Raw genomic sequence first — 23,826 nt, 5'->3', positions numbered from 1 at the left:
GAGCCATTGATGTAGAAACATAAACCGCTTCCCTGCCGCAGGCTGCTTTACCTATCCCCCTCATACGCCGTCTGTCCATTTACGACAGTCCGCCGCACCTTCATGCGCAGCCATTCCTCCGGGCCGTCGGCAAACGGCCTGTCCACCACGGTGAAGTCGGCTCCATATCCCGGGGCCAGCAGCCCCCGCTCCCCCTCCTCACCCGCTGTCTGGGCGCTGCCGTAGGTGTACAGGCGGACGGCCTCCGCCAGGGTCAACCGCTCCCCGGGCTCGTAGCCCGGGTGGGCTTCGCCGGGCCTGCGGCGGGCCACGGCGGTGTACAGCCCATAGAGCGGCGACGGCGGCTCAATGGGCGCATCGCTGCTGCCGCCGCAGGGGATGCCGGCGGAGAGCAGCGTCCGCCACGCATAACGGTGGACGGCGCGCTGCCCCAGCCGCTCCAGCACCCATGGATAGTCGCCGGTGACAAACGGCGGCTGGATATCTGCCGCCAGCCGGAGCCGGCCCATCCGGACCAACTGGTCATCCCGCAGCACCGGGACATGGATGAGCCGGTCGGGCAGCCCGGCCGCTGCCGGGAGCGGCTGGCGCTCCAGCTCCGCCAGCACCAGATCCACGGCAGCGTCGCCTATGGCATGAACCGCAACGGGAAACCCGGCAGCCCGGGCCGCCCGGACAATGGCGGCGAATGCCACCGGCGTATGGATCGGGTAGCCGGATTGGCCCGGCGCATCCGCATACGGCTCGCTCAGCCAGGCGGTCCGCCCGCCCAACACGCCGTCGGCAAACACCTTGGCGGCGCCGATGCGCAGCCACTCGCCGCCGCTTCCCGCCTGCAGGCCCATGGCCTTGGCCTCCGCAAGATGCGGATAATATACCAGCTGATGGGTGCGCAGGAGAACTCCCTCCTGCCGCAGCTCCCGGTATATTCGCAGCATCGTATCCACATCCCCCAAAAAACGGAGATCATCCGTATGAACGGCGGTAAGCCCCAGTGACAGGGCATATTGGGCCGCCCGGCGGATGCAAGCCTTCTTCTCGGCATAATCCGGTTCCGGCACGGCGGCCTGGAAGGCCAGCCCCGCATCCTCATAGATGCGTCCGTTCAGCCTGCCCGCCTCATCCCGCCCGTACCCGCCGGAGGCCGAGTCAACCGCGGCTTCGCCGACTCCGGCACGGCGGAAGGCCTCCGTATTGGCCAGCCAGGAATGATAGCATACGCGAGTGAGCAGCACCGGATGCCGGGTTGTGACGGCGTCCAGCTCATCCCGGGTTGGAGCCACTGCCGGCCGGAAAGCATTTTCGTTCCAGTTGAGGCCAAGAATCCACTCCCCCGGCGGCGTTGCATCCGCCCGCTGCTTCAGAAGGCGCAGCATCTCCTCCTTCGAGGCGGCTCCGCTGAAATCCAGCGCCGCCAGCTTCATCCCCTGCATGGACAGGTGCATGTGGCAATCCGCCAAACCCGGCAGCACATAACCGCCGTCCAGATCCACACGCGCCGCGTTTTTCCCGCTCAGCAGCAGCTCAAGCTCCCGGTCCGTACCCGCTGCCCGGATTTTGCCCTCCTCACAGTAGATGGACACCGATTGCTCCTCCTGCCCCGGATACGGGCTGCGCCCCCCAAAAAACCATGTTCCAGCCATTTTTTATCCTCCTCCTAGGAAGTCCTCACCATAAACTCTTTTACGCATACATATTTCATTTCGATTTCCACAGAATAGGTATTAAGCAACTTATTAGGGGGGATTCATATGTTTTCAGAAAACACGAAAACAAAGCTTTTATCGGCTGCCGAAATTTCCTCACTATGGCTTCAATATAACGGCGACAGCATGGCAGTATGTGTCTACAAGTACTTTCTCGCTACCGTGGAGGACAAAAAAATCAAGCCCGTTCTGGAATATGCCCTGGAATCGTCAGAACACCATCTGTCCAAAATTAGCGGATTTCTGAACGAAGCCCACTTCCAGCTTCCCCAAGGGTTTGCGGAAAGTGATGTCAACCTTGAGGCTCCGCGCCTCTTTTCAGACCCGTTTTTGCTGTACTACACCTTCATCATGACCATTCACGGGCTAACTGCATACAGTTTGGCTCTTTCATGCTGCGAGCGGGAGGAGCTTCAGGATTACTTTCTGGAATGTATAATCTCCGCCAAAAAATTGTTTCAAGCCATTACGGTATTGGCCCGGACACAGCCCAAATTTTCAGGCATCCCCTCTGTCCCGTCTCCCCGGGAAGTGGAGTTGATCCAAAATACGGGATTTCTCTCCAACCTGATCGGGGACAAACGGCCGCTGGATAGCTCGGAAATCAGCAGCCTGATCTTTAACTCCAAAAAAACAGGGTTTGTCCGCACCCTCAGCCTGGCCTTCAGTCAGGTGGCGGCAAACGAGGATGTCCGTGACTTCATGCTGAAGAATGTTAAATTGGCGGAAAAGGATGCCGACAGCTTTGACCAACTGATCCGGCAGGATGACCTAACGGCGCCTCCGCGGTGGGATGATGAAATTACGGATTCCCGGATCAGCCCCTTCTCAGATAAGCTGATGATGTTCCACGCCGCTTTTTTGGTGAATACGGCGCTTTCGTATTACGGTTCGGCAATGGGAGCCAGTCTGCGGTCCGACATCATTCTCAACTACAGGCAGGTATCCAACCATGCTCTGCAGGCCGGGGCAATCTGCTACAACATTCTGGTGAAATACGGTTGGCTGGAGCAACAGCCGCAAGCCATCGACAGGAGATCCCTGGCCCTGAACCAGAGTACCTGACGGGTTCCCCATTGGGATGAAGCGCCCACATCCAGGGTTGGGATAACTCAAATCCGATGCCGCTCCTTAAACCGGAAAATCTCGTTTACCGCCTGCCTGGCCCCGCCTGAGCTGCGGAAGGATTCCCGCATGGCGGCAGCTGCTTCCCGGAAGGAGGGGCGGCTTAACACCTCATCCACTGCTTGACGCAGCTGGCCTGCCGTCAGGCTCTGCATATGCAGCGGCAGACCTGCTCCCACCTTGGCCGCTTGCCCGGCAATCACCGGCTGGTCCGCGCTTTGCGGGATAACAATCATCGGCACCCCATTGTAAAGCCCCTCATGAACACTGTTCATCCCCCCATGAGTAATAAACAGCTTGGTATGCCGGAGGATTTCCGTTTGCGCAACGCTTTGCCTCACCATGAAGTTCCCCGGGATGGCTCCCAGATCGGCGACAGCCACCTTATCCCCAATGGACAAAACCACCGTATGCTCCGTATCCCCCAAGGCCTGCAAACATAGCTTATAAAAACCAACCGCCTGGTTAAAAACCGTTCCCAGCGATATATAAATGAGGCTTGTCCCCTTCAATTCGGCAAAAAGAGCGTCCTCCCGGGAGTGCCGCGGAGCAATGGACGGGCCTACAAATGCATACTCTTCCCCGAAGGCCTCCCCATCCGGCTGAAACTCCTTGGTGGTGTAAACAAGCGTCAGCGGCGCAGGATTGCAAAACACCTCGTAAGGCGAATGGATTTCCACCTTGTACCTTTCTTTTCCCCCCGCCGTCAGGCGCAAAAATGTATCTTGTATGGACTGAGCCCGCTCTGAGGGGAGCCGCCGCAAAGATTGGTCCAGCATTCCGCCGAAGGCTTCCTCAGTCTGGACAAAGGTGGTGCATGAGCTGATGGCAGGCAGCTTCAGAATTTGGGCAAACAACCGTCCGCATCCGAACATGGAATCATGAAGGATGTAGTCAAAGCGCTGTCCCTTGATTTGCTCAAGCACACGGGGAAGGATGACATCGGCCGTAAGCAAAAGCCCGTTGACCCGTTCCTGTACCGCCTCTCTCCCGCCGGAAACAAAGGCCTGAATGAACTTTTGACCGTCGAATGTCAACACGGACGCCCCTGCCTTCTCCACACGCTCCCGGAATGCCTCGATGCATATGTACACAACCTCTTCCCTCCGGGCAACAAGCTCCTGCACCACGCCCAGCGTCGGGTTGATATGTCCTTCTGAACCACCGTTGATAAATAGAACACGGGCCATTCCCGTCACTCCCTTAGACTGCAATTCTTTAAAAAGATGATGCGGTCACATGTAGTGTACCATACCTGCAAAATGGTCCTCCATAACACTCTGATCCCATCGGAATGCATATTTATACTATTGACATCTTGTCCAATAAAACTTATATTTGAAATCGAGAATCATTATCAATTGATTGGTTTTTCAAAAAAATACAGTTCATGACAAGGAAGGGTATGAGAATGAATACGAAGCAGCACAATTCACTAAAAACGATCCTCATCGCAACTATGGTCATGATCCTGCTGGCCGGCTGCGCCTCGCAGCAATCCGGCTCATCGCCTGCTCCGTCTCAGGCTGCGAACACCCAAGCGCCTGCAAGCTCCCAAGCCCCCAAAGATACCACCCAATATCCCATTGTGATCAAACATGCCTTCGGCGAAACCACCATCCCCAAAAAACCCGAGCGGGTTGCCACCATTCAGTGGGCCAACCATGATGTTGTTCTCGCCCTGGGCGTTGTGCCTGTAGGCTTCTCGGCAGCCAACTTCGGCGTGCAGGATGACAGCGGACTTCTGCCCTGGACCGCCAAGAAGCTGAAGGAAATGGGCGTAGACAAGCCCAACATTTTCCAAGACACGGACGGCCTGGACTTTGAGGCTATTTCCGACTCCAACCCGGACGTTATTCTCGCCGCTTACTCCGGCATTACTAAGGAAGACTATGAAATCCTGAGCAAAATTGCCCCGGTTGTGCCTTACCAGACCACTGCATGGTCCACCACCTGGCGGGATCAGGTTCTGTATAACGCCACCGGCATGGGCATGAAGGCGGAAGGCGAAAAGCTGATTAAGGACACGGAAGCTCTTATCCAGGAGAAGGCCAGCAAGTATCCCCAGATGAAGGGCAAGAAGGTCGCCTGGGTTAACTTCTCGGCCAAGGACATGTCCAAGCTGCATGTATATACGCCTGTGGACCCGCGGGGCGCTTTCCTGATCGAGCTGGGCATGGTATATCCGGAGAGTGTAACCAAAAAAATCACCAACCCTACCGCCTACTCCCTGAATTTGAGCGCTGAGAATGCGGATGTTCTTTACGATGCGGACATCATCATCGGCTACGGCGGGGAAGACCTGTACCAAGCCGTGAAGGCGGACTCCCTGCTGGGCAAAATTCCGGCGATCCAAAGAGGCTCCGTTGTGTTCATCGGCAACGGCACTCCGCTGGCGGCCTCCGGAAATCCCAATCCGCTGTCCATCGCTTATACCATTGATGAATATCTGGGCTTAATTGCAGGAGCCATCAGCAAGCTCCCATGAGTAATCCATCCGACTCCAAAACCAAATGGGCAAGCCCGCATATCCCCAAGCATTTCCCGCTGGTCCTGGCGGCCAGTCTGATCTTGGTGGGCGTATGCGTGCTTGCCTCCCTGGTCCTGGGCTCCCGGCTGGTGGGATGGAAGGAGCTTATGGACGGATTGTTCCATCCGGATATTGACACCTATGGAGCCAATATCGTCCGCAAGCGGATTTCCCGGACTGTATTCAGCCTGTTCAGCGGTGCCGCCCTGGGCGTATCCGGCGCGCTGATGCAGTCTGTCACCCGCAACCCGATTGCCGACCCTAGCATTCTGGGCGTGAATACCGGCGCATCCTTGTTTGTGGTGTGCGGCATTGCATTTTTGAATATCAGCACCGCCAACCAGTACATCTGGCTGGCTTTGGCCGGTGCGGCGATTACCGCCGTATTTGTATTCGGGATCGGGTCCATGGGGAGCGGCGGGGCTACCCCTATTAAGCTGGTCTTGGCCGGTGCGGCCACCAGCGCCGCCTTGGCCTCTCTGGTCAGCGCGATTATGATTCCCCGGTCTTATGTTATGGATCAATTCCGGTTTTGGCAGGTAGGGAGCGTGGGTTCGGCATCCTGGAACGGGATTGCCACCTTCGCTCCGTTTCTGGCTTTTGGCATATTGGCTGCCATTGTTACCGCCCCCGCGCTGAATGCGTTGGCGTTGGGCGATGATGTAGCCACCGGCTTGGGTGTCCGCACCGGCGTACTGAGGCTGGTTGCGGCGCTTGCAGGGGTTCTGCTGTGCGGAGCCACCACGGCTTTGGCCGGCCCCATCGGTTTTGTCGGGCTGATCGCCACCCATGCCACCCGGCTTATGCTTGGCTCCGATTTGCGTTTTGTCATTCCCATGTCAGCCGTTTCAGGGGCCGTTATTCTAACCATATCCGATGTAATCGGCAGGCTGCTGGGCAGCCCCGGAGAGCTGGAGGTGGGTGTAGTGACGGCGTTTGTCGGGGCCCCGTTACTTATCCTATTAGCCATGCGATCGAAAGTGCGGTCATTATGAATAATCAAACTGTTGCTTTTATTATGGCGGGCAGACGCCAAAGACGCCGCCGGTGGGTTCTGGTTACTGGATTGCTTGCCCTGCTTTCATGTGCGCTTTGCATTGCCATGCTGCTTATGGGAAGCACCATTTACCCGGTCAAGGATGTGATCCGGACCTTGATGGGCGAGCAGATCAAAGGGGTCTCCTTCGCCGTAAATACTATTCGGCTGCCGCGTATGCTGGCTGGTCTGTTCGCCGGGTTTGCCTTCGGCGTGGCCGGGAGCACCTTCCAGACCATGCTGCGCAACCCGCTTGCCAACCCCAATGTCATCGGCATTACCTCCGGCTCCAGCGCTGCGGCAGTGTTCTGCATCACGGTGCTTCATGCCAGCGGGGCCGTTGTTTCCGTAGCGTCTGTTATTGCCGGTCTTGCGACGGTAGTGGTCATTTATTTTTTATCCAGAGGCTCGTCCTTCGCCGTCGGCCGCTTAATCCTGGTGGGCATCGGCGTACAGGCCATGCTGGATGCCGTCATCTCCTATCTTCTTCTGGTAGGCGCACAGCAGGATATCCCTGCAGCCCTCAGATGGCTCAGCGGCAGTCTCAACGGTTCCCAAATGCATGAGCTTCCGCCGCTGGCGGTTACGGTTTTCGTCTGTGCGCCTATCATCATCCTGTTAGGCAAGCATTTGACGGTGCTGGAGCTTGGAGAGCAATCCGCCACTTCTCTCGGCGTAAATACGGACAGGACCAGGATTGCGCTCATCGTCAGCTCTGTCTGCATGATTGCCCTGGCTACCGCAACCACAGGTCCCATCGCCTTTGTCGCCTTCCTTTCGGGACCGATTGCAAAAAGACTGGTTGGCGTCGGCTTCTCCTTCTCAAACGTCATTCCGTCGGGTTTGGTTGGAGTGATTTTGGTTTTGGCGGGAGATCTCATCGGGCAGTTTGCCTTTGCCGTCAGATACCCTGTAGGTATCATGACCGGTATCCTGGGAGCGCCGTATCTGATCTTCTTGCTAATCCGGATGAATCGAAAGGGAGATTTCTAAGATGAAACCGACGCATGTTTTTCAAGCGGAGCAAATTGTAGCCGGCTATGATCATAAGACGATTCTCCACGGGATCAGCCTGACCATTCCCAGCAATAAAATCAGCGTCATGATCGGCGCCAACGCCTGCGGCAAGTCTACCCTGCTGAAGACACTGGCCCGGCTGATCAAACCCACCTCCGGCTCCGTCACCCTGGACGGCAAACCCATCGACAAATTCCCGCCGAAGCAGCTTGCCCGTGTAGTGGGCCTGCTGCCGCAGTCCCCCATTGTTCCGGAAGGAATCTCGGTGGCGGATTTGGTGGGCAGAGGCAGGTTTCCCCATCAGTCCCTCCTCAGCGGCTGGACCAAAAAGGATGTGGAGGCCGTAGCCGAGGCCATGGAAATCATGAATATTACGGAGCTGGCCAACCGGAATATTGACGAGCTTTCCGGCGGACAACGGCAGCGGGTCTGGATTGCCATGGCCTTGGCCCAGCAAACGGATATTTTATTTCTCGATGAACCCACTACCTTTTTGGACATTACCTATCAGGTGGAAATCCTTGATTTGCTCACCGACTTGAACCGGAAGCGCGGCACCACCATCGTCATGGTGCTTCATGATATCAACCTGTCCGCGCGGTATGCCGACTATATTTTTGCCTTATCCCAGGGCAAGCTGATGGCGGAGGGCGTGCCTTCCCAGGTGGTGACCAGCTCCTTGGTGAAGGATATCTTCGGTCTGGAATGCTCGGTCATCCCCGACCCGGTTTCCGGTTCGCCGATGGTCATTCCCAAGGGCCGTTATTATGTCAATGAAGCATGAGTATTAAGAAAAACGGAAGTGCCTGCCTTGATTCTTCGTCAAGGAAGCACTTCCGTTTTTTTTGTTATTCCTCAACGGGAATCCATATCTCCACTTCCGCATCCATGGGATTGCCGTTGAGCAGCACCTCGGCAATCGGCCCTCCGCTGTAGCGGTACCGGTAATCTTCAGTCAGCACCTCGGCAAAAGCCTGATCCTCCAGCTTGTCAAAGGCCAGACGGGAAAGCCCGCCTTTTCCGCTGAGGACCAGATACGGCCCTTTGGGGAACAGCACCTCTTCCGTTCCCTCAACCGCAGGCTGTGAGGTAACAATTCCGGCGTAATAGAATGTCCCGCCTTTGTCTGCCGCCACTACCCCGTAGCCATACGGACTTTCCGACATGGGTCTAAGGGCGGCCAGCTTCCCGCTTTGCAGAATGCTCTTAAAAAATTCCGTTTTGGCCGGAGAATAGCTTGGAGCATGAATCTGGCCGGATGCCTCCAGCCGGGTTTTGTAGCCGATAAAACGAAACGCCTCTTTTTCTTGAACCGCAAATGAACTCATAGGACATGCCCTCCTTTAAAATCAATCAAATATCCGGTAACGCCAAATCCAGCCTGCTAATGCGGGCAGGGTCGGAAATCAATTCCACCTCAGCGATCCTGCCATCACGGATGGTGTACTGCAGCACATACTGCAGCTTTCCTTGAGGAGCCACAATCACGCCAATTGCCCCATTCACCAGGACAATATGGGAGGCCTGAATCCGTCCGGCCACCTGCTTGGCCAATTGCTCCGCACCCTGGGTGGTCCGCACCGCGCCTGCCTGCCGGTCATCCCGAAGGATCACATCCGGCGCCAGCACCGCCAACAGCCGGCCGAAGTCCGCATCCCGGGCTGCGGCAAGAAAAGCCTCCACCATCTCCCGCTGCCGGGCCAAACGGGGTTCATCCCCTGTTTCTCCGCCTCTGATGCGCCGCCGCGCGCGGCTGGCTATTTGCCGGACGGCTTCCTCGGATTTGCCCAGCGCGGCGGCAATATCGGCGAAGGGCAGGGCAAAGATATCATGCAGCACAAAAGCAACCCGCTCCGACGGGCCAAGCTTGCCAAGCACAATCTGCAGAGCGGCTCCGACGGAATCCGCCAATAACGCCTCTTGCTCCGGGTTCCCTCCAGAGTGTTCGTCATGGGCCATCCGCATAAACTCCTCCATCGGTTCCTCATGTCTGGACCGCCGGGTCCGCAGCATGTCCAGGCAAATCCGGGAAACCACCGTCGTCAACCATCCTTCCACGTTGTAGACAGCACTTTGATTCATGCGGCTGTACCGGAGCCAGGTTTCCTGCACCGCATCCTCCGCTTCGCTCAAGGACCCGAGCATCCGGTAAGCTACCGCCACCAGATGCCTCCGGGATTGCTCAAACCGCTCAGCCATCCGTTCCTGTTCATCCATAAGGCTCTTCCTTTTTGGTCAATGATTTGAGGTTCACTACTATGACGAATGGCATCTTGATATTGTGACATCCATTTCAGTGTTGCCCGGAATTTTTATCTGTAATGGTATCCGGCAAAAAAAGAGGGCGCCTCACCCCTCATTGAAGCCTGCCCTAGTGCGATGGCTGCAGGAGCCGGTTTTCGTATCCCGGTTTTGTGCGCGTCAAAAGGACAAACCCTCCTGGAATGTCCGTTGGAAAGTGGACACGGAGATGTATAGGGGTCACTGGGGAGATGCGTCTATATGTAGTGGTTGAACAGAGCATGTTTCCCATATATTGCGTTTTGTGAAAGAAGTAAGGGGAGAAGGAGCTATTAGGCTCATGTCCACTGTATGAAAGACAAATTTCGCAAATTGTCTACTCCGAAAGAACAAAGCCACAGGGCAACAGCATGGAATCACGCAGAGGCCGGATTTTCGTATAAATTTTCCATGCTCCTGTGGCTTTTTGGCCCTGATCCTCTAAAAGCTTTGCCTAACTTGATGGGACAGATACCCCAATTTCCAATCTATTGACATATTGCAGTAACATGGTATAATTATAATGAATCGAACATATGATCGCTTACGTGGAAGCACCCGTAAGATAAGGCCATCCGGTCTTTCTTACGTGTGCTTTTTTGCGTTAGCGGCATGGTGGATTCATCCAATAACCCTATTCCCGAAAGGAAGATGTCCCGTGAACAAACGTCTGGTCCCCCTCTTAATGGCCATCATACTGGTCTTGTCCCTGCCGCTGCAAGCCTCTGCCGCTTCATCTGCACGATTGAGCAAAACCGCCAAAGCTTCTGTAGAAAAGCTGGCTGCCCAATCAAACGCATCACTTCAGACAAAGCTGACCGAGCAAAGCGGCAAGATCCAGGAGTTGGAGTCGCAGGATGGGAAACTGAACCAGGAAATCGAGAATCTGCACCGTGTTAATGCAGACAAGCGCCTCGCCATCAATACAGGCATCAAGCAGCATAATGCCGAAAAATTGAGCCAGCTGAAAAATGAAGCAGCCGCGGCCAGGGAGCGGTACAAGCCATTGTTTACGCTGCAAACCTCATTGAACAAGCAGCTCACAGCTGCGCGGAAGCTGAAGAACAAGCCATTGATAGAGGCACTGGAGGCCCAACTCAGCGTAGTCAGGGTTTCCGCCCTCCTCGCAAGAGAGGAAATCCGTATGAAGGATACGGCGTATACCAAGCTGAAAGATGCTGCATCCAAGACGGTAAATGCAGTCCGCACCGTCCTTAAGGAGGCTTCTGTGGAGCAGACCAAAATCCAGTCCGAGAAAAAAGCCTCTGCGGAAACCGGTAAACAAATCGCCGCGGAGAGCAAAAGCCTGACTGCTGCCATTAAGAGCAAGGATGCCACCGAAACCCTGCGCTCGCTTACTGCATTGACAACCTTGTCCAACCAAATCATTAATCAGAAAACAAGGATCATCAGCAGCGAAAAAAAGATTGCCGCGATTCTGGAAAAAGCCGCTTCCCTTTTGCCATAAAGCCGCGTGATGCATGAATATGCGCCAAAAAACCGAAGCTGCTCAGGAATCATCGGCTTCGGTTTTTTGGTCCATCTTATTATTCTCCTTCGGCTTCTATCCATACCTCGATGAGTTGGTTCAAGCATTCCTGGAGGGACTCTCTCTCCTCCCAGTACCGTTCCAATTGGGAGGCAGTATTGGTGTGCGCCGGTTTATACAGCAAAGCATCAAGCTCTCCAAGCATTGCCTCGATCTCCTTTATTTCAGCCTCCAGTTTACCGCTGCCGTCACGGCTGCCCTTCTTTCCTCCGTCCCCGGCTTCCGGCATCCGCCTCGGTTCAGGACGGACCCGGCGCAATTCCCCTTCGGTTGCGGCGTCCCGCGCTTTCCTTCTCACGCTTTCCGCCTTATATTCATCAAAGCCCCCCAGATAAACCCCGAGGCCTCCCCGATCCAATTCCCAGATTTTTTCGGCAAGCCGGTTAATCAGATACCGGTCGTGGGTAACCGCGAGAATGGTGCCCGGATAATCCTCCAAGGCCTCCTCCAGCGCTTCCCTTGATGCGATGTCCATATGGTTGGTCGGTTCGTCCAGAATAAGCAGGTTGGGCTTCATATGCACGAGCAGCGCCAGCCTCAGACGGGTCCATTCGCCGCCGGACAGCTGGCCCACAGACTTGAACACCTCCGCGCCGTAGAACAGATAAGCCGCCAGCCGGTTCCGGGCTTCGCCCTCCTCCATTCCCGCTTCCCTTCGGTAGTAGTCCAGTACAGACTGCTCCGGATGAAGGGGAGCCTGCTGCTGGGCCAGGTAGCCCACCTCAACCCGGGAGCCCAGACGTACAAATCCGCTGTCCGGGAGCACCTCCTCAAGGATGAGCTTCAGCAAGGTTGACTTGCCGGAGCCATTATCCCCAATCAGCATGATTTTCTCCCCGTATAGTAGCTCCCCGGATACTTCCTCCAGAATTCTCCTCTGCCCGTATTGCTTGGTTACTCCCTCCATAACCACAACCTGTTTCCCTGACCGTTCAACAAGCTGCAAACCAAACTCCGCTTCCTTGCGGTCGACGGCTGGGCGCTTCAGCTTCTCCATCCGGTCAAGTGCTCTTTGCATATTGGCTGCTCTGCGGAAAAACTTGCCGTTATCGCCGATTCTCCCCCATTCCAGCAGTTGCTTGATGGCCTCCCGCATCTTCTTGATCTTCTTCTGCTGCTCCTGGTAATCGGCGAATTGCCGGATAAGCATTTCTTCCTTTTCCTTGGCATAGCCAGTGTAATCAGTATGGAACACTGTGGACTCTCCGTCCTCCAGCTCCACAATCTTGGTGACAACCCGGTCGAGAAAGTAACGGTCATGAGACACAATCAGGCAAGCTCCCGCATACTTTCGCAGAAATTCCTCCAGCCACTCCACGGCGGCCATATCAAGATGATTGGTTGGTTCGTCAAGCAGAAGAAGCTCCGGTTCCCGCAGAAGCTGTGAGGCAAGGCCAACCTTCGTTTTTTCCCCGCCTGACAATGAATGGTATACCCGGCCAAACCACTCCCGGGGAATACGCAAGCCTTCGGCAACCTGGTCGATCCGGGCATCAAGCCCATAACCGCCTTCCCGCTCAAAACGCTCCTGCAGCTTTGCGTATTCCGCCAGATGGCTCTCGAGCTGCTCCGGGGACATATCCGGCGAAGACATGGCTGACTCAAGCACGGTCATTCTCTCCCGGCAGTCAAGCAGCTCCCGGAAACCCGCTTCCAGCACCTCACGGACTGTCAGTCCGGCCGCTACACCGGGAATTTGCTCTAGATATCCGATCCGCGCATTCTTCCGTACCGCCAGCATGCCTTCATCCGGGTTATCCAGTTTTGCGACCAGCCGCAGCAGCGTTGTTTTACCGCATCCGTTGCGGCCGACCAGCCCTGCCTTCTCTCCATGAAGCAGCCCGAAGGTTACATTCTCCAATACAAGCTGTGCAGCATGATATTTTTTCACATTTTGACAATTTACCGTTAACATCAGGGTTCCTCCTTATGCGAGGCCCCACCCGTTCTTCGGCCAATAAAAAAGACGCAGGGAAATTCCCTACGTCCTGTCTGGTTTGATCCGTTCAGGTTAAGGTAGGAGCCATTTCGCGGTTTGTGAAATCGTATGGTTAAAAATAGGCAGACCTCTCCCGTCTTCGCCCAAACCATGAACGATGCCAGCCATCGCGAGGGGCAACCGGCTCCATTGTTCATTCACAAACTCCCGTTTCATCCTACCTTCACCTCCTTTACATATCTTGCTGTTAGTATACTACATTAAATTCCCTTCGGCAAACCGGGAAGAAAGACCACACTCCCGCCACCCCGTTGTAACGGAGAAGCTCATCCGCTTAACGATGCGGTCATTGAGCCCTTGCGGCCCCCTTCAATTGTAAAAACAGTCCGCTTCACGTATTCTTATTCTTGTTGCTTGCTATTTTTCCTCACACATCAAGAAACGGAGCTGCGCATTCCATGAAATCATCGCTCTTAACCCGGCCCTTCTATTTCCTGTGGACCACCCAAACGGCTGCCAACGCGGCAGATGTGCTGTACATTATGGCGCTTACGGTGCTGGTGCTGGACCGGACCGGCTCATTGGTGTCGGCGGCGCTGATGCCGCTGATGCGCAGCGGCGCCCAGATGGTGAGCGGCCTCATCGCTCCGCTGCTGATCAACCGCTTCAAGCTGCCAACTCTGCTGCTCATGTCGCAAACGGGCCAGTTTGTGCTATTCGTTTGCCTTGCTGTCTACTTGAAGCTGAACGGGGACGGGGCCTCTCTTATTGCCGTATTTACCCTGGTGTTCGCCATGTCCTTCCTGGACGGGTGGACCGTTCCGGCGCGGAACGCCCTTGTTCCGCGGCTTGTGGCCCATGAGCAGGGTCTGCTTAAAGCCAACGGTCTGATCAGCGTCAGCGATCAGGTTGTGCAGTTTGCAGGGTGGGGGCTGAGCGGCGTAATCGTCGCTTTTATGGGTGCCAATTCCACGCTGCTGCTGACTGCCTTCGTTTATGGACTGGCGGCGGCTTTTACACTGGGGGTTAAGGAGCCTAAGCATTCGGACCGCACACGGCGCTCCCCAAGCGGACAGACCGAAACGGCCCCGGACATGAACGAAGCTGTACCTTCTTCCAGATGGCATACCTTAACCGAAGGCTGGAAGCTGATTTGGCGGATGCCCCGCCTGCGGCTGCTTACCTTCATGGATGTGGTCGATATGCTGGGCGGATCGGTGTGGGTGGGGGCGTTTACCCTTGCCTTTGTGCAGATTGCCCTTAGGCAAGGCGAAGAATGGTGGGGCTTCATTAACGCGGCATATTTTGCAGGTACGGTAGGCGGCGGGCTGCTGGTTCTGGCCCTGAACCGGATCATCGGCAGCCGCTACCTGGCAGCCATGCTGACCGGCATGGCGGGCTATGGCATCCTGACCGCCTTTTATGCGCTTAACACCCAGCCCTTCATTGCGCTTATTCTCGTGCTGCTGATGGGCCCGTTCGCAGAGCTGTCGATCATTAACCGCCGCACCCTGATCCAGCGCAGCGTAGCCAAGCTGATGCTGCCCAAAGTGCTTTCCGCCCAAGCAACCCTGTTGCATCTGGTGTTCTGCATTTCCCTGCTGGTGATGGCCGGGCTGGCCGAACAGTTCGGCATCGTGAACCTGTATCTGGCCGCAGCAGGCCTAACTCTGCTGGCCCTCCTGGTTGGCCTGCTGGGATACCGGACCTTCCATGACGCAGAAGCAGCCGGAGCCGCAAACGACTAAGCTGCCCCGCCCCGCTGAAGAAGCCGTTAAAGCAAGTGCATCTTGGCTTCCGCCTCGTCCCACGGCACCGAATAACCTGCTCCCTTGGCGCAGAAAATCGAGGAAGAGGTATACAGCGGGTCCGCATCCCTCCGGTAGCCGATCCGCCCAATCACTTCCTCCGCATTATGGCACCGGTCGTAACCGCCGAACGCGCAGCGTATGCTGCCCCGCCCATGGGTAAAGGAAGCGAACTCGGTGCTGTAGTTCATAAAAGTCGAAACCGGCACCCTTCCGGCAATGACCGCTTGCGCGCCTATGGTCTGCGGCGGTTCAAATGTACCCGAGGCGCGCTGAACATCGGACAGCACCTTCCCCATTTCGTCGATTCCGACCTTGATTTTGAAATCGTAATAGGGCTCCAGAAGCAGGTTATCCGCTTTCTCCAGCCCCTGGCGCAAGGCACGGAAAAGCGCCTCCCGGAAATCGCCGCCATGGGTATGCTCTTTATGCGCGGCGCCTCTAATCAGCGTTATTCTCAAGTCGGTAACCGGCATTCCCGTTAACACCCCGTGGTGCTCCCGCTCGTAAAGATGGGTCCGGATCAGATGCTGGTAGTTCATATTCAGCACGTCGGGATGGCATGTGCTGCCGAATACAATCCCGCTTCCCCGTTCCCCCGGCTCCATCAGCACATGCACCTCCGCATAATGCCGGAGAGGTTCAAAATGCCCGTATCCCATCACGGCGGATTGGAGGGTTTCCTTATATAAGATTTCCGGCTGGCCGAAGGAAATGGCAAAGCCAAACCGCTCCTTCACCAGCTGCTCCAATACCTCCAATTGAATCAGGCCCATAACCCGAATGTGAATCTCCTGCAAATTTTCGTCCCAAACCACATTCAGAGAAGGCTCCTCGGCCTCCAATATGCGGAATACACCGAGCACCTTCTGCACGTGGAGGGAATCGTCGAATAGCACCTTGGACTGCAGAGTCGGCTCCGATTCATAAACCAGCCTGTCCGAAATCAGGCCCAAGCCCTGTCCGGCCGGAGCGGCCGACAAACCGGCCACCGCAAACAAATCGCCTGCCGCCACTTGTTCCATCGGCTGGGACTTGAAGCCGTTAAACAACAGGAGCCGGGTAACCTTCTCCCCATAAGAGACTCCGCCGCTTTCATAATCAAGCTGCTCCCGAACCTTCAGCCTGCCGCTCAGCGCTTTCATAAACGTCAGCCGTACCCCGTTAGCATCATGCCGGATTTTATAGACCCGCCCCGCAAAAGGGACAGTCTCGTCATAAGTGGCAACCGTCAGCAGGTGGAGCTGCTCCAGGAATTCCACAATCCCCGTATCCTGAAGCGCCGAGCCGTAAGCACAGGGAAAAATCAGCTCCTCCCGCACCATCCGCTGCATGGCCTGCAGCCAGAAAGCGGGGTCATTCCTGCCCGCCAGGAACGCCTCCAATGCAGCCTCGTCCCGCTCCGCCATTGCCTCCCGCAGCGGTTCAGCGACCATACCATCGGCCAAGCTTGAGGTGATAGAACAAATATCCCCTGTCAGCTGTTGGCGTATATCCTCCTCGGTTCTGCCGACATCCGCGCCGGTCCGGTCGGTTTTGTTGATAAAGAAGAAGGTCGGAATCCGGTGCTTGCGCAACAGCTGCCAAACCGTCTCCGTATGGCCCTGGACACCTTCTACTGCGCTGACAATGACAACAGCGTAGTCAATCACCTGCATGGCCCGCTCCATCTCCGGGGAAAAATCCACGTGTCCGGGGGTATCCACCAAATAATAGGTGTCTCCCTTATATTCCATCACGGCCTGATCGGCAAACACGGTAATGCCCCTGGTCCGCTCAATGTCATGGCTGTCCAGGAAAGCATCCTGATGATCCACCCGCCCCCGCGACTTAATGCTGTTGGTATGATACAGCAGCTGTTCCGCAAAGGTCGTCTTTCCTGCATCCACATGGGCAAACAGCCCAATCGTCAGTCGTTTCATACGATCCTACACCTGCATTTTCGTGAAAATAGCCCCTATTCCGCGGCGCGAAACAGAAGCTTATCGTGTTCTGCAATTCCGGCTATTCCAGTATATTTTGCGGCAGCAGCACGGTGAAGGTTGCCCCTGTCCCTTCCCGGCTGCTTATATCAATCGTACCGTAATGATTGTTCCGAATAATATTTTGCGTAACCATTAATCCCAGACCGGTCCCCTTCTCCTTCGTGGAATAAAACGGTTCCCCCAGTTTTTTAAGGACGTCCGCCGAGATACCCGGTCCGTTATCCGTCACTTCAATAGCCACATTCGCCGTTTGATGAAATACTTTGATTTGGATGCTGCCATCCGGACGGTCCATGGCTTCAATCGCATTCTTGATCAGGTTGACCAGCACCTGCTTGATTTGATTTTTGATGCAACGGATATATACCGGACAGCAGCTTAATTCCGTGGAAATGACAGTATTTTTTAATAGAGCATGGGGCTCCATTAAAGTAACCACCTGGTGGATAATATCCCCTATATCCTCATTATTGTATTGGGAAACCGCCGGTTTGGAAAAGGTCAGCAGCTCCTGAATAATGGTCTCGATCCGCTCAAACTCGGAGCTCATAATGGCAATATGCCCGTCATTCACCTCTCGGTTCCGGTGCATAAGCTTCAAAAACCCTTTAAGGGACGTAATGGGATTCCGGATTTCATGGGCGATTCCCGCTGCCAGTTGGCCCACTGCCGACAATTTCTCCCACTCCACAATGAGCTGGTCCGTCCGGAGCTTCTCGGTTATATCCCGGAAAGTGATAACGCTTCCCACATGCTTGCCCTTTTCCATCATGGGCTTGGCGATATATTCCACGGGGAAATTGGAGCCATCCTTCCTCCAGAATATATCATCCTTGATAAACATGCTTTCACCATTGCTAAGAGCACGATAAACGGCACAATGCTGAAGAGACACATGCTCTCCCCGCGGATTCGTATGATGGATGAGATCGTGAAGATTGCGGTCTCCGATTTCCTCCAGAGAGTAACCTGTCAGGCATTCTGCCGCTTTGTTTCCAAACACCACATTTGCATTCAAATCAATTCCATAAATGCCTTCAGCAACGGTATCCAGGACAAGTTGATTGATATGGCTCAACCGGTTAATCTCATTTGAGCTGTCCTCATAATGATATGGCTTTTGGTTTGTCATGGGGCCATTTCCTTTACTCGGTTAGATACCTAAAGTATATCACAGGAAACATAAAATGAAAGAAGGATGGAGCCGACGTTCGCACTCCATCCTTCATATGAGCTCCCCTGCGCATTCCCAAAATGCCTTTCCCCCGTAATCGATTTTCCACTGGGCTTCTTTACTTCCCGCCGCATTAAGAGTCGTTCCTAAACTGATTCAAGCTTTGAGCGTATTCCTTGTACCATTTTTCCCATTCGTTTTCACGGGAGTCAAGGGTTTGTTCATCCAGCAATGCTTTGATTACGTCCAGGCATACATGCCAGCCTGCAAGATCCTTTGGTGTATGACTGGTAAGCTTATTTATCTTTTCAATCAGAACCAACCGACATCCATCAGCTTCAGGAAACAGTTCAAAACGAACCTGATCTTCTCCCCAAGTATACTCCAGCACCGAATGCAATTTGAGCTCGATAATTTTCAGTTCCTCGAATGTGCCATCCTGCATATCGAACTTAATTACCCCGCCTTGGCGAAGGTCTTCCACCTGCAATTCGGAAAACCATTTCTTCAGCTTGTCATTCTCCGTTAGCGAGGCCCACACCTTCTCAACAGAATGCTTTAGATGACGCTCAAAACGAGCAATATATCCATCCTTGGTTTGTTGTAAAACGGCTAACATGCTTTTCCTCCCTCCGCCTCTTTTCGGCATTAACCCTCTTGGTCAAGATGTCTCTCAAGATCATCCAGCTTATTCGACCAAAACCGTCTATACGGCTCGAACCAATTGTCTATCTCCTGCAGAGGGATTGGATTCAAACGGTACAAATGCTGCTTGGCATCCTTTCGCAATACAACTAAACCTGCTTCGCGCAAAATCCGCAAATGCTTTGATATCCCAGGTTGGCTTAAAGGCAATAAATCCACCAGTTCCCCCACAGACCGTTCCCGGACAAGAATCAGGTCCAAAATTCTCCTCCGGTTCGGTTCAGCCAATACCTCAAATAATTTATCCTTAGTCATGTTCATGCCTTCATATTACCCATTGGTTATATTTCTGTCAAGGAATACGTGTCTCGCCGCGGCGGCTGCAGGTTACCTATTCATATTCTCCCTTAATGACAAAAAACGATCCGCGAATGGTTCCCGCCAGCTTGGATTTTTGCGTAGCGAACTTAAACTTTCCTTCCAGCTCCTTGGGTACCTCCATCCCTTCGGAAAGCTTAAACCCAACCGCCCGCTTCTTCGGGTTGTCTATCGTATACATGACATTAATCCCCAGGCCGTCCTCATAAAAAACGAAGGTCCATTTAATATTTTCCACCTGAAAGCTTGATGTTTCCAGAGGTTTGGCCGCGAACTCGAGATTACGCTCTTCCTTCAGAATCCGGTTCACATACTGAAGGGTTTCCTGGCTTTCGCTAGCCGGCACAACCTTAAATTCATGCTTGTATTTATTCATGAAGTAACGGGCTTCATTCGCCCGTAAACCGGCAAGCGCTTCGGCTACAGGGGAGGACTCTACCCCGGCGGTTGACACATTTTTAAAATCAACTGGATTGGACATTCCCATCTCTCCTCCTTCGGCCGCATTATTTCCTGACAACAGGAGTCCACATCTCCCCAAAAACCAATCCGTCCCGCTGTCCCATCAAAACCCGCATCCCCTCTGTTTCCGCCATTCGGATGAGTTGGCCGGTTTCCTTAGCTGTAAACGAGTTGTCATTGTGGTTTTTTAAATCGAGCTTTTTCTGCATGACCCAGTAGATATAAGAAAGCAAACGCAGGAATTCTCATGATGGGAGCATGATCTAGTAAACCATAATCCCCCGCATTTTTTGTTATCAGTAGAGAAGCCGCTGTTAGCCCATCCTTCTTCGACCAATCTACGATAGCCTCAGTCTCTCTTATCTTTGGATTCTCACGATATTTGATTTCAATCAAAATTTTAGAATTGGGCATCATAACTACAATATCTATTTCCTTTTGTGAATTAGAATCTCTGTAATATCCAATCTTAGGGTTAAAATTATAATAAAATGTATTTATATGCTTGTACACAGCGGATTCGACGATCATGCCCATCTGATCTGGGTCCTGCAGCACTTCCTCACCTTGTAAAAGTACAGCATTTCTAATAGCGGCATCCGCTAGATAAACTTTCGGTTTTGCCTTCAGAACTTTCTTTCCATCCATATTAACAGGATAACCCATATAGGTAATGTTTGCCAGTTCGAGAAAATCGAGGTACTTCAATACCGTTGGCCGAGTAATGTCCATGTTATTCGAAATAGTAGTTACTTCCACAATGTTTCCCGTAGTCATGCATAGGTAAAGAAATATTCGTTCCAACTCGTCAATATGCCTTACATTAAAAAGAGATACCATGTCTCTTTTTAAGACCTTATCGACAACGTCTTCCCGGATTATTCTTTGTGCGTAAGACAAATCATCCGTTTGAGCAATTTCGGGAAACCCACCAATCAATAAATATCTGTGGAAATGACGTTCCAATAGTTGAAGCCGCCCCATTAATCCGACAAGCTCTTTCTGGCTCAATTCACTCAAAGCTGTAGGCTTGATTTTTTCATCAATTGTCGGCACCTCAATCCCACGAAGTTCAAGGTATTCATAGAAAGATAAAGTCGGAATCCGAATTTGAACCCAACGCCCAACGCCACTTTCCGGCATTTTCTCACTTAAAGCAGGGCTTGCTGATCCAGTTGCCATTACTCTATATAAAGGGTTGTTATCATATATCGCCTTTAACCACCCATTCCAATCATGGGCATATTGAATTTCATCTAAAAAGAGGTAAATACTCTCGTTAAGGGCAACATTGTTAATAAACACTTTTAGGATTCGGTCTATCTCAGAAACCTTTAGAAGCGGATGATCAAAAGAAACATAAAGAATATTCTTGGATTGAACCCCCGCATCTAATACATCTTGTATAGTCTGATACATAATTGTTGACTTTCCCACTCGACGTGGTCCTGTTAGTATTACATGCCGTCGAATCGTTGTATGCTCGAAGCTTTGTTTAGCATCATAATATGCAAATCTCTTTACAGGTTTGGCAAAATCATCAGGAACCTTGCTGGTTTCCCACCATTTGTTGTATCCCCTTAATACCTGTAAGACCCTTTCATCGGTAATTAAATCCTTCATGCTCCAACACCCCCTCATAACTCCTATTATAAATATTCACACCCAAAATGTAAAATATACTTTCTGTTTTGACGATATTTATTTCGTATTCACTGTTACTATTCATGAGAATCGAAAAACTCGCCGTTATTTGTGATACGATTCCCCGCGCTGTAGCCTCCGCTCCCGCAAGGGCTCAGGCAGCTGCTCAGTCATCTTCTTCCCGGGCGGGAGGGTCCAGGGAGGCGCGGCCGCTTAACCGAAATTCCGTCGGCGTAACACCGAAGCGTTTCCTGAAAAGTGTGAAGAAATGCTTCTTGTTCTCCCACCCGATCCGCTCCATCAGCTCGTCCATGGACAGCTTGGTCTCCCGCAATAGGGAAGCGGCTTCCTTCATGCGGACCTCGGTAATATATTCGGCGATGGAACAGGAGTTGGTTTCGCGGAACAGCTTGCCCAGGTAGGCGGCGGTCAATTGAAAATGATCGGCCACCATATTGGTGGACAGCGCCTTATTGCGGTAGTTCTGATCGATAAACCGGGTTGCATCGCCAATCAGGGAGGCAACCCGGCCGTCCCTGTTCACATTCATCCGCTCGTCCACGGTGCGGAAAATGCGTCCGAACTCGCTCTCGGCTTCGGCCAGCGTTTCGCAGGCTTTGATGGTGCGGTCAAATGCCATGTAATCCAGCCCAAAGGCGACTCTGCCGTTCTTCTCCATCAGGCTTAAGGTCTGGAAGACCGAAGCGGTCAGAATGGGCAGGGCAAAGATCATGTCATTGCATGAGCCTGTCTTCAAGGTTTCGATGATTTCCCGGCAATGGGCTTCCATATCGGTGAGCCGTCCTTTGCGGATCGCCGCAATCAGCTCCTGCAGCGGCTCGTCAAATGGGGGGCTCTCCCGGGGCTCTTCCGGGAGATTACCGGCATGCAGGAGGCAGCCTGTGCCGTATCGCATCCGGTATTGGGAAAGGGGCAGGAGCGTATCGTACAAGGTGCTGGCCTCGCGGATTCCGTTCTCCGTTTCGCTGACGAAAGCGGAGACGGACAGCCGGCAGCACTCAGCGGCGCTTATCTGGATGTCCCGGGCAAGCCCGGTCAGAGACTCCTTGTCTCCGGCGGCAGCATTGGTTATGGCGATGATATGGTCCTCCCCCATGTCCACACAGGCGCAAGCGTGATTCGTGGACAGCACTTCCTCCGCTATATTGACCAGCGCGTATTTCAACAAATCCCGGTCCCGCTTGGAATATCTTTCGCAGAACCCCGCATACCCGTCGATCTTCAGCATCACTAGCGCAATGCCGCCATACGGCTCCACTCCGATCTGAAACTCCCGGAACACCTTCTCCCAATCCTGAGGCACAGCCGCCGTCAGCAGCCCCCGCAGTATGGTTTGCCGCAAATTCGCCTGATTGGACCGTTTGAATGAACTCAGCGACAGCATCTGGTCATGAACCGACGCTACCGTCTCGGAAATAAAGCGGAATTCGTCGCTGCCGCCTGTTGCCGGCTTGATCCCGAGCTGCTGCCCAACCGAGTCGCGCAGGCGAAGAACAGGAGCGTGAAGCCGCTTCGCCAGCAGGAAAGCCGCAGTGATGCAGATCGCCAGCATTGCGCAGCTGATGAGAAGAATAAGGGATCTGATATGACTCACCGTGCCGGCGATGTATTTGTACGGAAGAATGCTCAACAGCAGCCAGTCCGAAGCGGGATCGGTCGAATAGGTGATAACGGACGACTCCCCCTGCACATCAGCCAAATAAACGCCGGATTTGTCCCCGGAAGCCAGCGCCCTCTTGGCATAAGGCTCGTCAGCCACATGGGTCAGGAACAGGCTTTGGTCCTTATCGGCAACCACTAGCCCCTTCCGGTCCACCAGCTGCACATGGCTGCCGTCCAGCGAGTCGTTCTCCGCATAGGATTGCAGGGCGTTAAACAGCCAATCCATCCGGACGTTGACAACAAGCGCGTTTTTGATCTTCGTCCGGTCGGCCATGTGATCCGCCAATATATAAGTAAACACGCTTACACTTCCATTCTCCGGATCGTCCGATACCGGCATCCTCCGGGGAATGGGAGACATGTCTATTTTTGCTCCGGGGTCCTTGAACAGGGAACGGATCTCCCGGTCATAGAACTCGCCGGTGCGAATGACCGGAGTCGGACCAACCGTATAATATGTATCCGTCCTGCCGTTATAGACGTAGACCGAATAAAGAAAAGGAGCGGCGCTGAGGGAGGTTTCCAAAGACCGCATGCTCCTGAGCGTATCGACAATCGACGGCTGCTGAGCCAGCATCAGCTGTGCCGCGTCGGGGTTGTTAAAGAGAGCGTTTGCATATATTTTGGCGTATTCGTCGATTTGCACCGTATTGGTGAACACCTGGTTCATGAATTTTTCGTTGGCGCTGTTGAGCAGACGAAAGCTGAAGCTCTTGAAATTGAAATACAGGAACGCGGACAGCACAAGCACGATTAGCGTGGCAAAAAAGGTGATCGTCATAAAAATCGACAAGAAGTATGGCTGGTTCCTGCGCAGCGGTAATTTTACGAACATGCAACAACCCACCCGTCTCGAAGTTTGGAT

20 protein-coding genes are annotated in these 23,826 nt (G+C 53.7%); 7 read left to right on the top strand and 13 right to left on the bottom strand.

The annotated features are described in order from the left end of the window. Positions 1–47 precede the first annotated feature (47 nt). Positions 48–1,643 (bottom strand): amidohydrolase, encoded by a 1,596-nt coding sequence (locus DQG13_RS14900; protein ID WP_113020576.1) that lies wholly within the window; start codon positions 1,641–1,643, stop codon positions 48–50. A gap of 108 nt (positions 1,644–1,751) precedes the next feature. On the opposite strand from DQG13_RS14900, the gene DQG13_RS14895 reads away from it, so the two are divergent. Next, positions 1,752–2,771: a DUF3231 family protein gene (locus DQG13_RS14895; RefSeq protein ID WP_113020575.1), complete on the top strand. Its 1,020-nt coding sequence runs from the start codon at positions 1,752–1,754 to the stop codon at positions 2,769–2,771. 47 nt (positions 2,772–2,818) lie between these two features. On the opposite strand, the gene DQG13_RS14890 is transcribed toward DQG13_RS14895, so the two are convergent. Further along, the gene (locus DQG13_RS14890) at positions 2,819–4,021 is read right to left on the bottom strand and encodes a macrolide family glycosyltransferase (RefSeq protein WP_113020574.1); all 1,203 of its coding nucleotides are present in this window, start codon (positions 4,019–4,021) and stop codon (positions 2,819–2,821) included. Positions 4,022–4,242: 221 nt separating this feature from the next. On the opposite strand from DQG13_RS14890, the gene DQG13_RS14885 reads away from it, so the two are divergent. From DQG13_RS14885 to DQG13_RS14870, 4 genes are read left to right on the top strand one after another with little or no spacing between them, the layout of a single operon-like run. Continuing rightward, positions 4,243–5,319 carry an iron-siderophore ABC transporter substrate-binding protein gene (locus DQG13_RS14885; protein ID WP_113020573.1) on the top strand — a complete coding sequence of 359 codons (1,077 nt, stop codon included), beginning with the start codon at positions 4,243–4,245 and terminating at the stop codon, positions 5,317–5,319. Next, entirely contained in the window at positions 5,316–6,356 is a 1,041-nt protein-coding gene (locus tag DQG13_RS14880) for a FecCD family ABC transporter permease (RefSeq protein ID WP_113020572.1), read from the top strand. The genes DQG13_RS14885 and DQG13_RS14880 overlap by 4 nt, the downstream gene beginning before the upstream one ends. Next, positions 6,353–7,390, top strand: coding sequence for a FecCD family ABC transporter permease (locus DQG13_RS14875; RefSeq protein ID WP_113020571.1), 1,038 nt, complete (start codon positions 6,353–6,355; stop codon positions 7,388–7,390). The genes DQG13_RS14880 and DQG13_RS14875 overlap by 4 nt, the downstream gene beginning before the upstream one ends. 1 nt (position 7,391) lies before the next feature. Continuing rightward, the gene (locus tag DQG13_RS14870) at positions 7,392–8,198 is read left to right on the top strand and encodes an ABC transporter ATP-binding protein (RefSeq protein WP_113020570.1); all 807 of its coding nucleotides are present in this window, start codon (positions 7,392–7,394) and stop codon (positions 8,196–8,198) included. 64 nt (positions 8,199–8,262) lie between these two features. Here DQG13_RS14870 and DQG13_RS14865 read toward each other — a convergent pair whose 3' ends face one another. Both DQG13_RS14865 and DQG13_RS14860 read right to left on the bottom strand, forming a co-directional pair. Further along, positions 8,263–8,742 carry an effector binding domain-containing protein gene (locus DQG13_RS14865; RefSeq protein WP_113020569.1) on the bottom strand — a complete coding sequence of 160 codons (480 nt, stop codon included), beginning with the start codon at positions 8,740–8,742 and terminating at the stop codon, positions 8,263–8,265. A 25-nt stretch (positions 8,743–8,767) separates the two neighbouring features. Further along, positions 8,768–9,631 (bottom strand): sigma-70 family RNA polymerase sigma factor, encoded by an 864-nt coding sequence (locus tag DQG13_RS14860; protein WP_113020568.1) that lies wholly within the window; start codon positions 9,629–9,631, stop codon positions 8,768–8,770. Between the two features lie 721 nt (positions 9,632–10,352). On the opposite strand from DQG13_RS14860, the gene DQG13_RS14855 reads away from it, so the two are divergent. Then, complete coding sequence (locus tag DQG13_RS14855; protein ID WP_146767159.1) at positions 10,353–11,162, top strand: coiled-coil domain-containing protein; 810 nt, start codon at positions 10,353–10,355, stop codon at positions 11,160–11,162. Positions 11,163–11,241: 79 nt separating this feature from the next. On the opposite strand, the gene abc-f is transcribed toward DQG13_RS14855, so the two are convergent. Further along, a complete protein-coding gene (gene abc-f / locus DQG13_RS14850; protein ID WP_113020566.1) occupies positions 11,242–13,158 on the bottom strand; it encodes a ribosomal protection-like ABC-F family protein in 1,917 nt (638 codons plus the stop codon). A gap of 96 nt (positions 13,159–13,254) precedes the next feature. Then, positions 13,255–13,398, bottom strand: coding sequence for a hypothetical protein (locus DQG13_RS30785; RefSeq protein ID WP_181592754.1), 144 nt, complete (start codon positions 13,396–13,398; stop codon positions 13,255–13,257). Positions 13,399–13,640: 242 nt separating this feature from the next. Here DQG13_RS30785 and DQG13_RS14845 point away from each other — a divergent pair, with 242 nt between their 5' ends. Continuing rightward, complete coding sequence (locus DQG13_RS14845; protein WP_113020565.1) at positions 13,641–14,930, top strand: MFS transporter; 1,290 nt, start codon at positions 13,641–13,643, stop codon at positions 14,928–14,930. A 26-nt stretch (positions 14,931–14,956) separates the two neighbouring features. Here the strand turns inward: DQG13_RS14845 and DQG13_RS14840 are convergent, their stop codons facing one another. From DQG13_RS14840 to DQG13_RS14810, 7 genes are all read right to left on the bottom strand, one after another. After that, entirely contained in the window at positions 14,957–16,912 is a 1,956-nt protein-coding gene (locus DQG13_RS14840) for an elongation factor G (protein ID WP_113020564.1), read from the bottom strand. 82 nt (positions 16,913–16,994) lie between these two features. Further along, positions 16,995–18,107, bottom strand: coding sequence for an ATP-binding protein (locus tag DQG13_RS14835; RefSeq protein ID WP_113020563.1), 1,113 nt, complete (start codon positions 18,105–18,107; stop codon positions 16,995–16,997). Positions 18,108–18,282: 175 nt separating this feature from the next. Further along, positions 18,283–18,768, bottom strand: a complete 486-nt coding sequence (locus DQG13_RS14830) for an SRPBCC family protein (RefSeq protein WP_113020562.1) — start codon at positions 18,766–18,768, stop codon at positions 18,283–18,285. A 29-nt stretch (positions 18,769–18,797) separates the two neighbouring features. Beyond that, on the bottom strand, positions 18,798–19,109 hold the full coding sequence (locus tag DQG13_RS14825; RefSeq protein WP_113020561.1) for an ArsR/SmtB family transcription factor: 312 nt from the start codon (positions 19,107–19,109) through the stop codon (positions 18,798–18,800). 76 nt (positions 19,110–19,185) lie between these two features. Continuing rightward, complete coding sequence (locus tag DQG13_RS14820; protein ID WP_113020560.1) at positions 19,186–19,653, bottom strand: phage tail protein; 468 nt, start codon at positions 19,651–19,653, stop codon at positions 19,186–19,188. A gap of 155 nt (positions 19,654–19,808) precedes the next feature. Beyond that, the gene (locus DQG13_RS14815) at positions 19,809–21,257 is read right to left on the bottom strand and encodes an ATP-binding protein (RefSeq protein WP_113020559.1); all 1,449 of its coding nucleotides are present in this window, start codon (positions 21,255–21,257) and stop codon (positions 19,809–19,811) included. Positions 21,258–21,444: 187 nt separating this feature from the next. Then, positions 21,445–23,796, bottom strand: coding sequence for an AraC family transcriptional regulator (locus tag DQG13_RS14810; protein WP_113020558.1), 2,352 nt, complete (start codon positions 23,794–23,796; stop codon positions 21,445–21,447). Between the last annotated feature and the right edge of the window lie 30 nt (positions 23,797–23,826).

Origin of the sequence: Paenibacillus sp. YN15, assembly GCF_003285005.1 — a bacterium.
Taxonomy (GTDB): domain Bacteria; phylum Bacillota; class Bacilli; order Paenibacillales; family NBRC-103111; genus Paenibacillus_AR.
The sequence above is the reverse complement of the archived record's forward strand: the minus strand, read 5'-3'. Positions and strand labels throughout refer to the sequence as shown.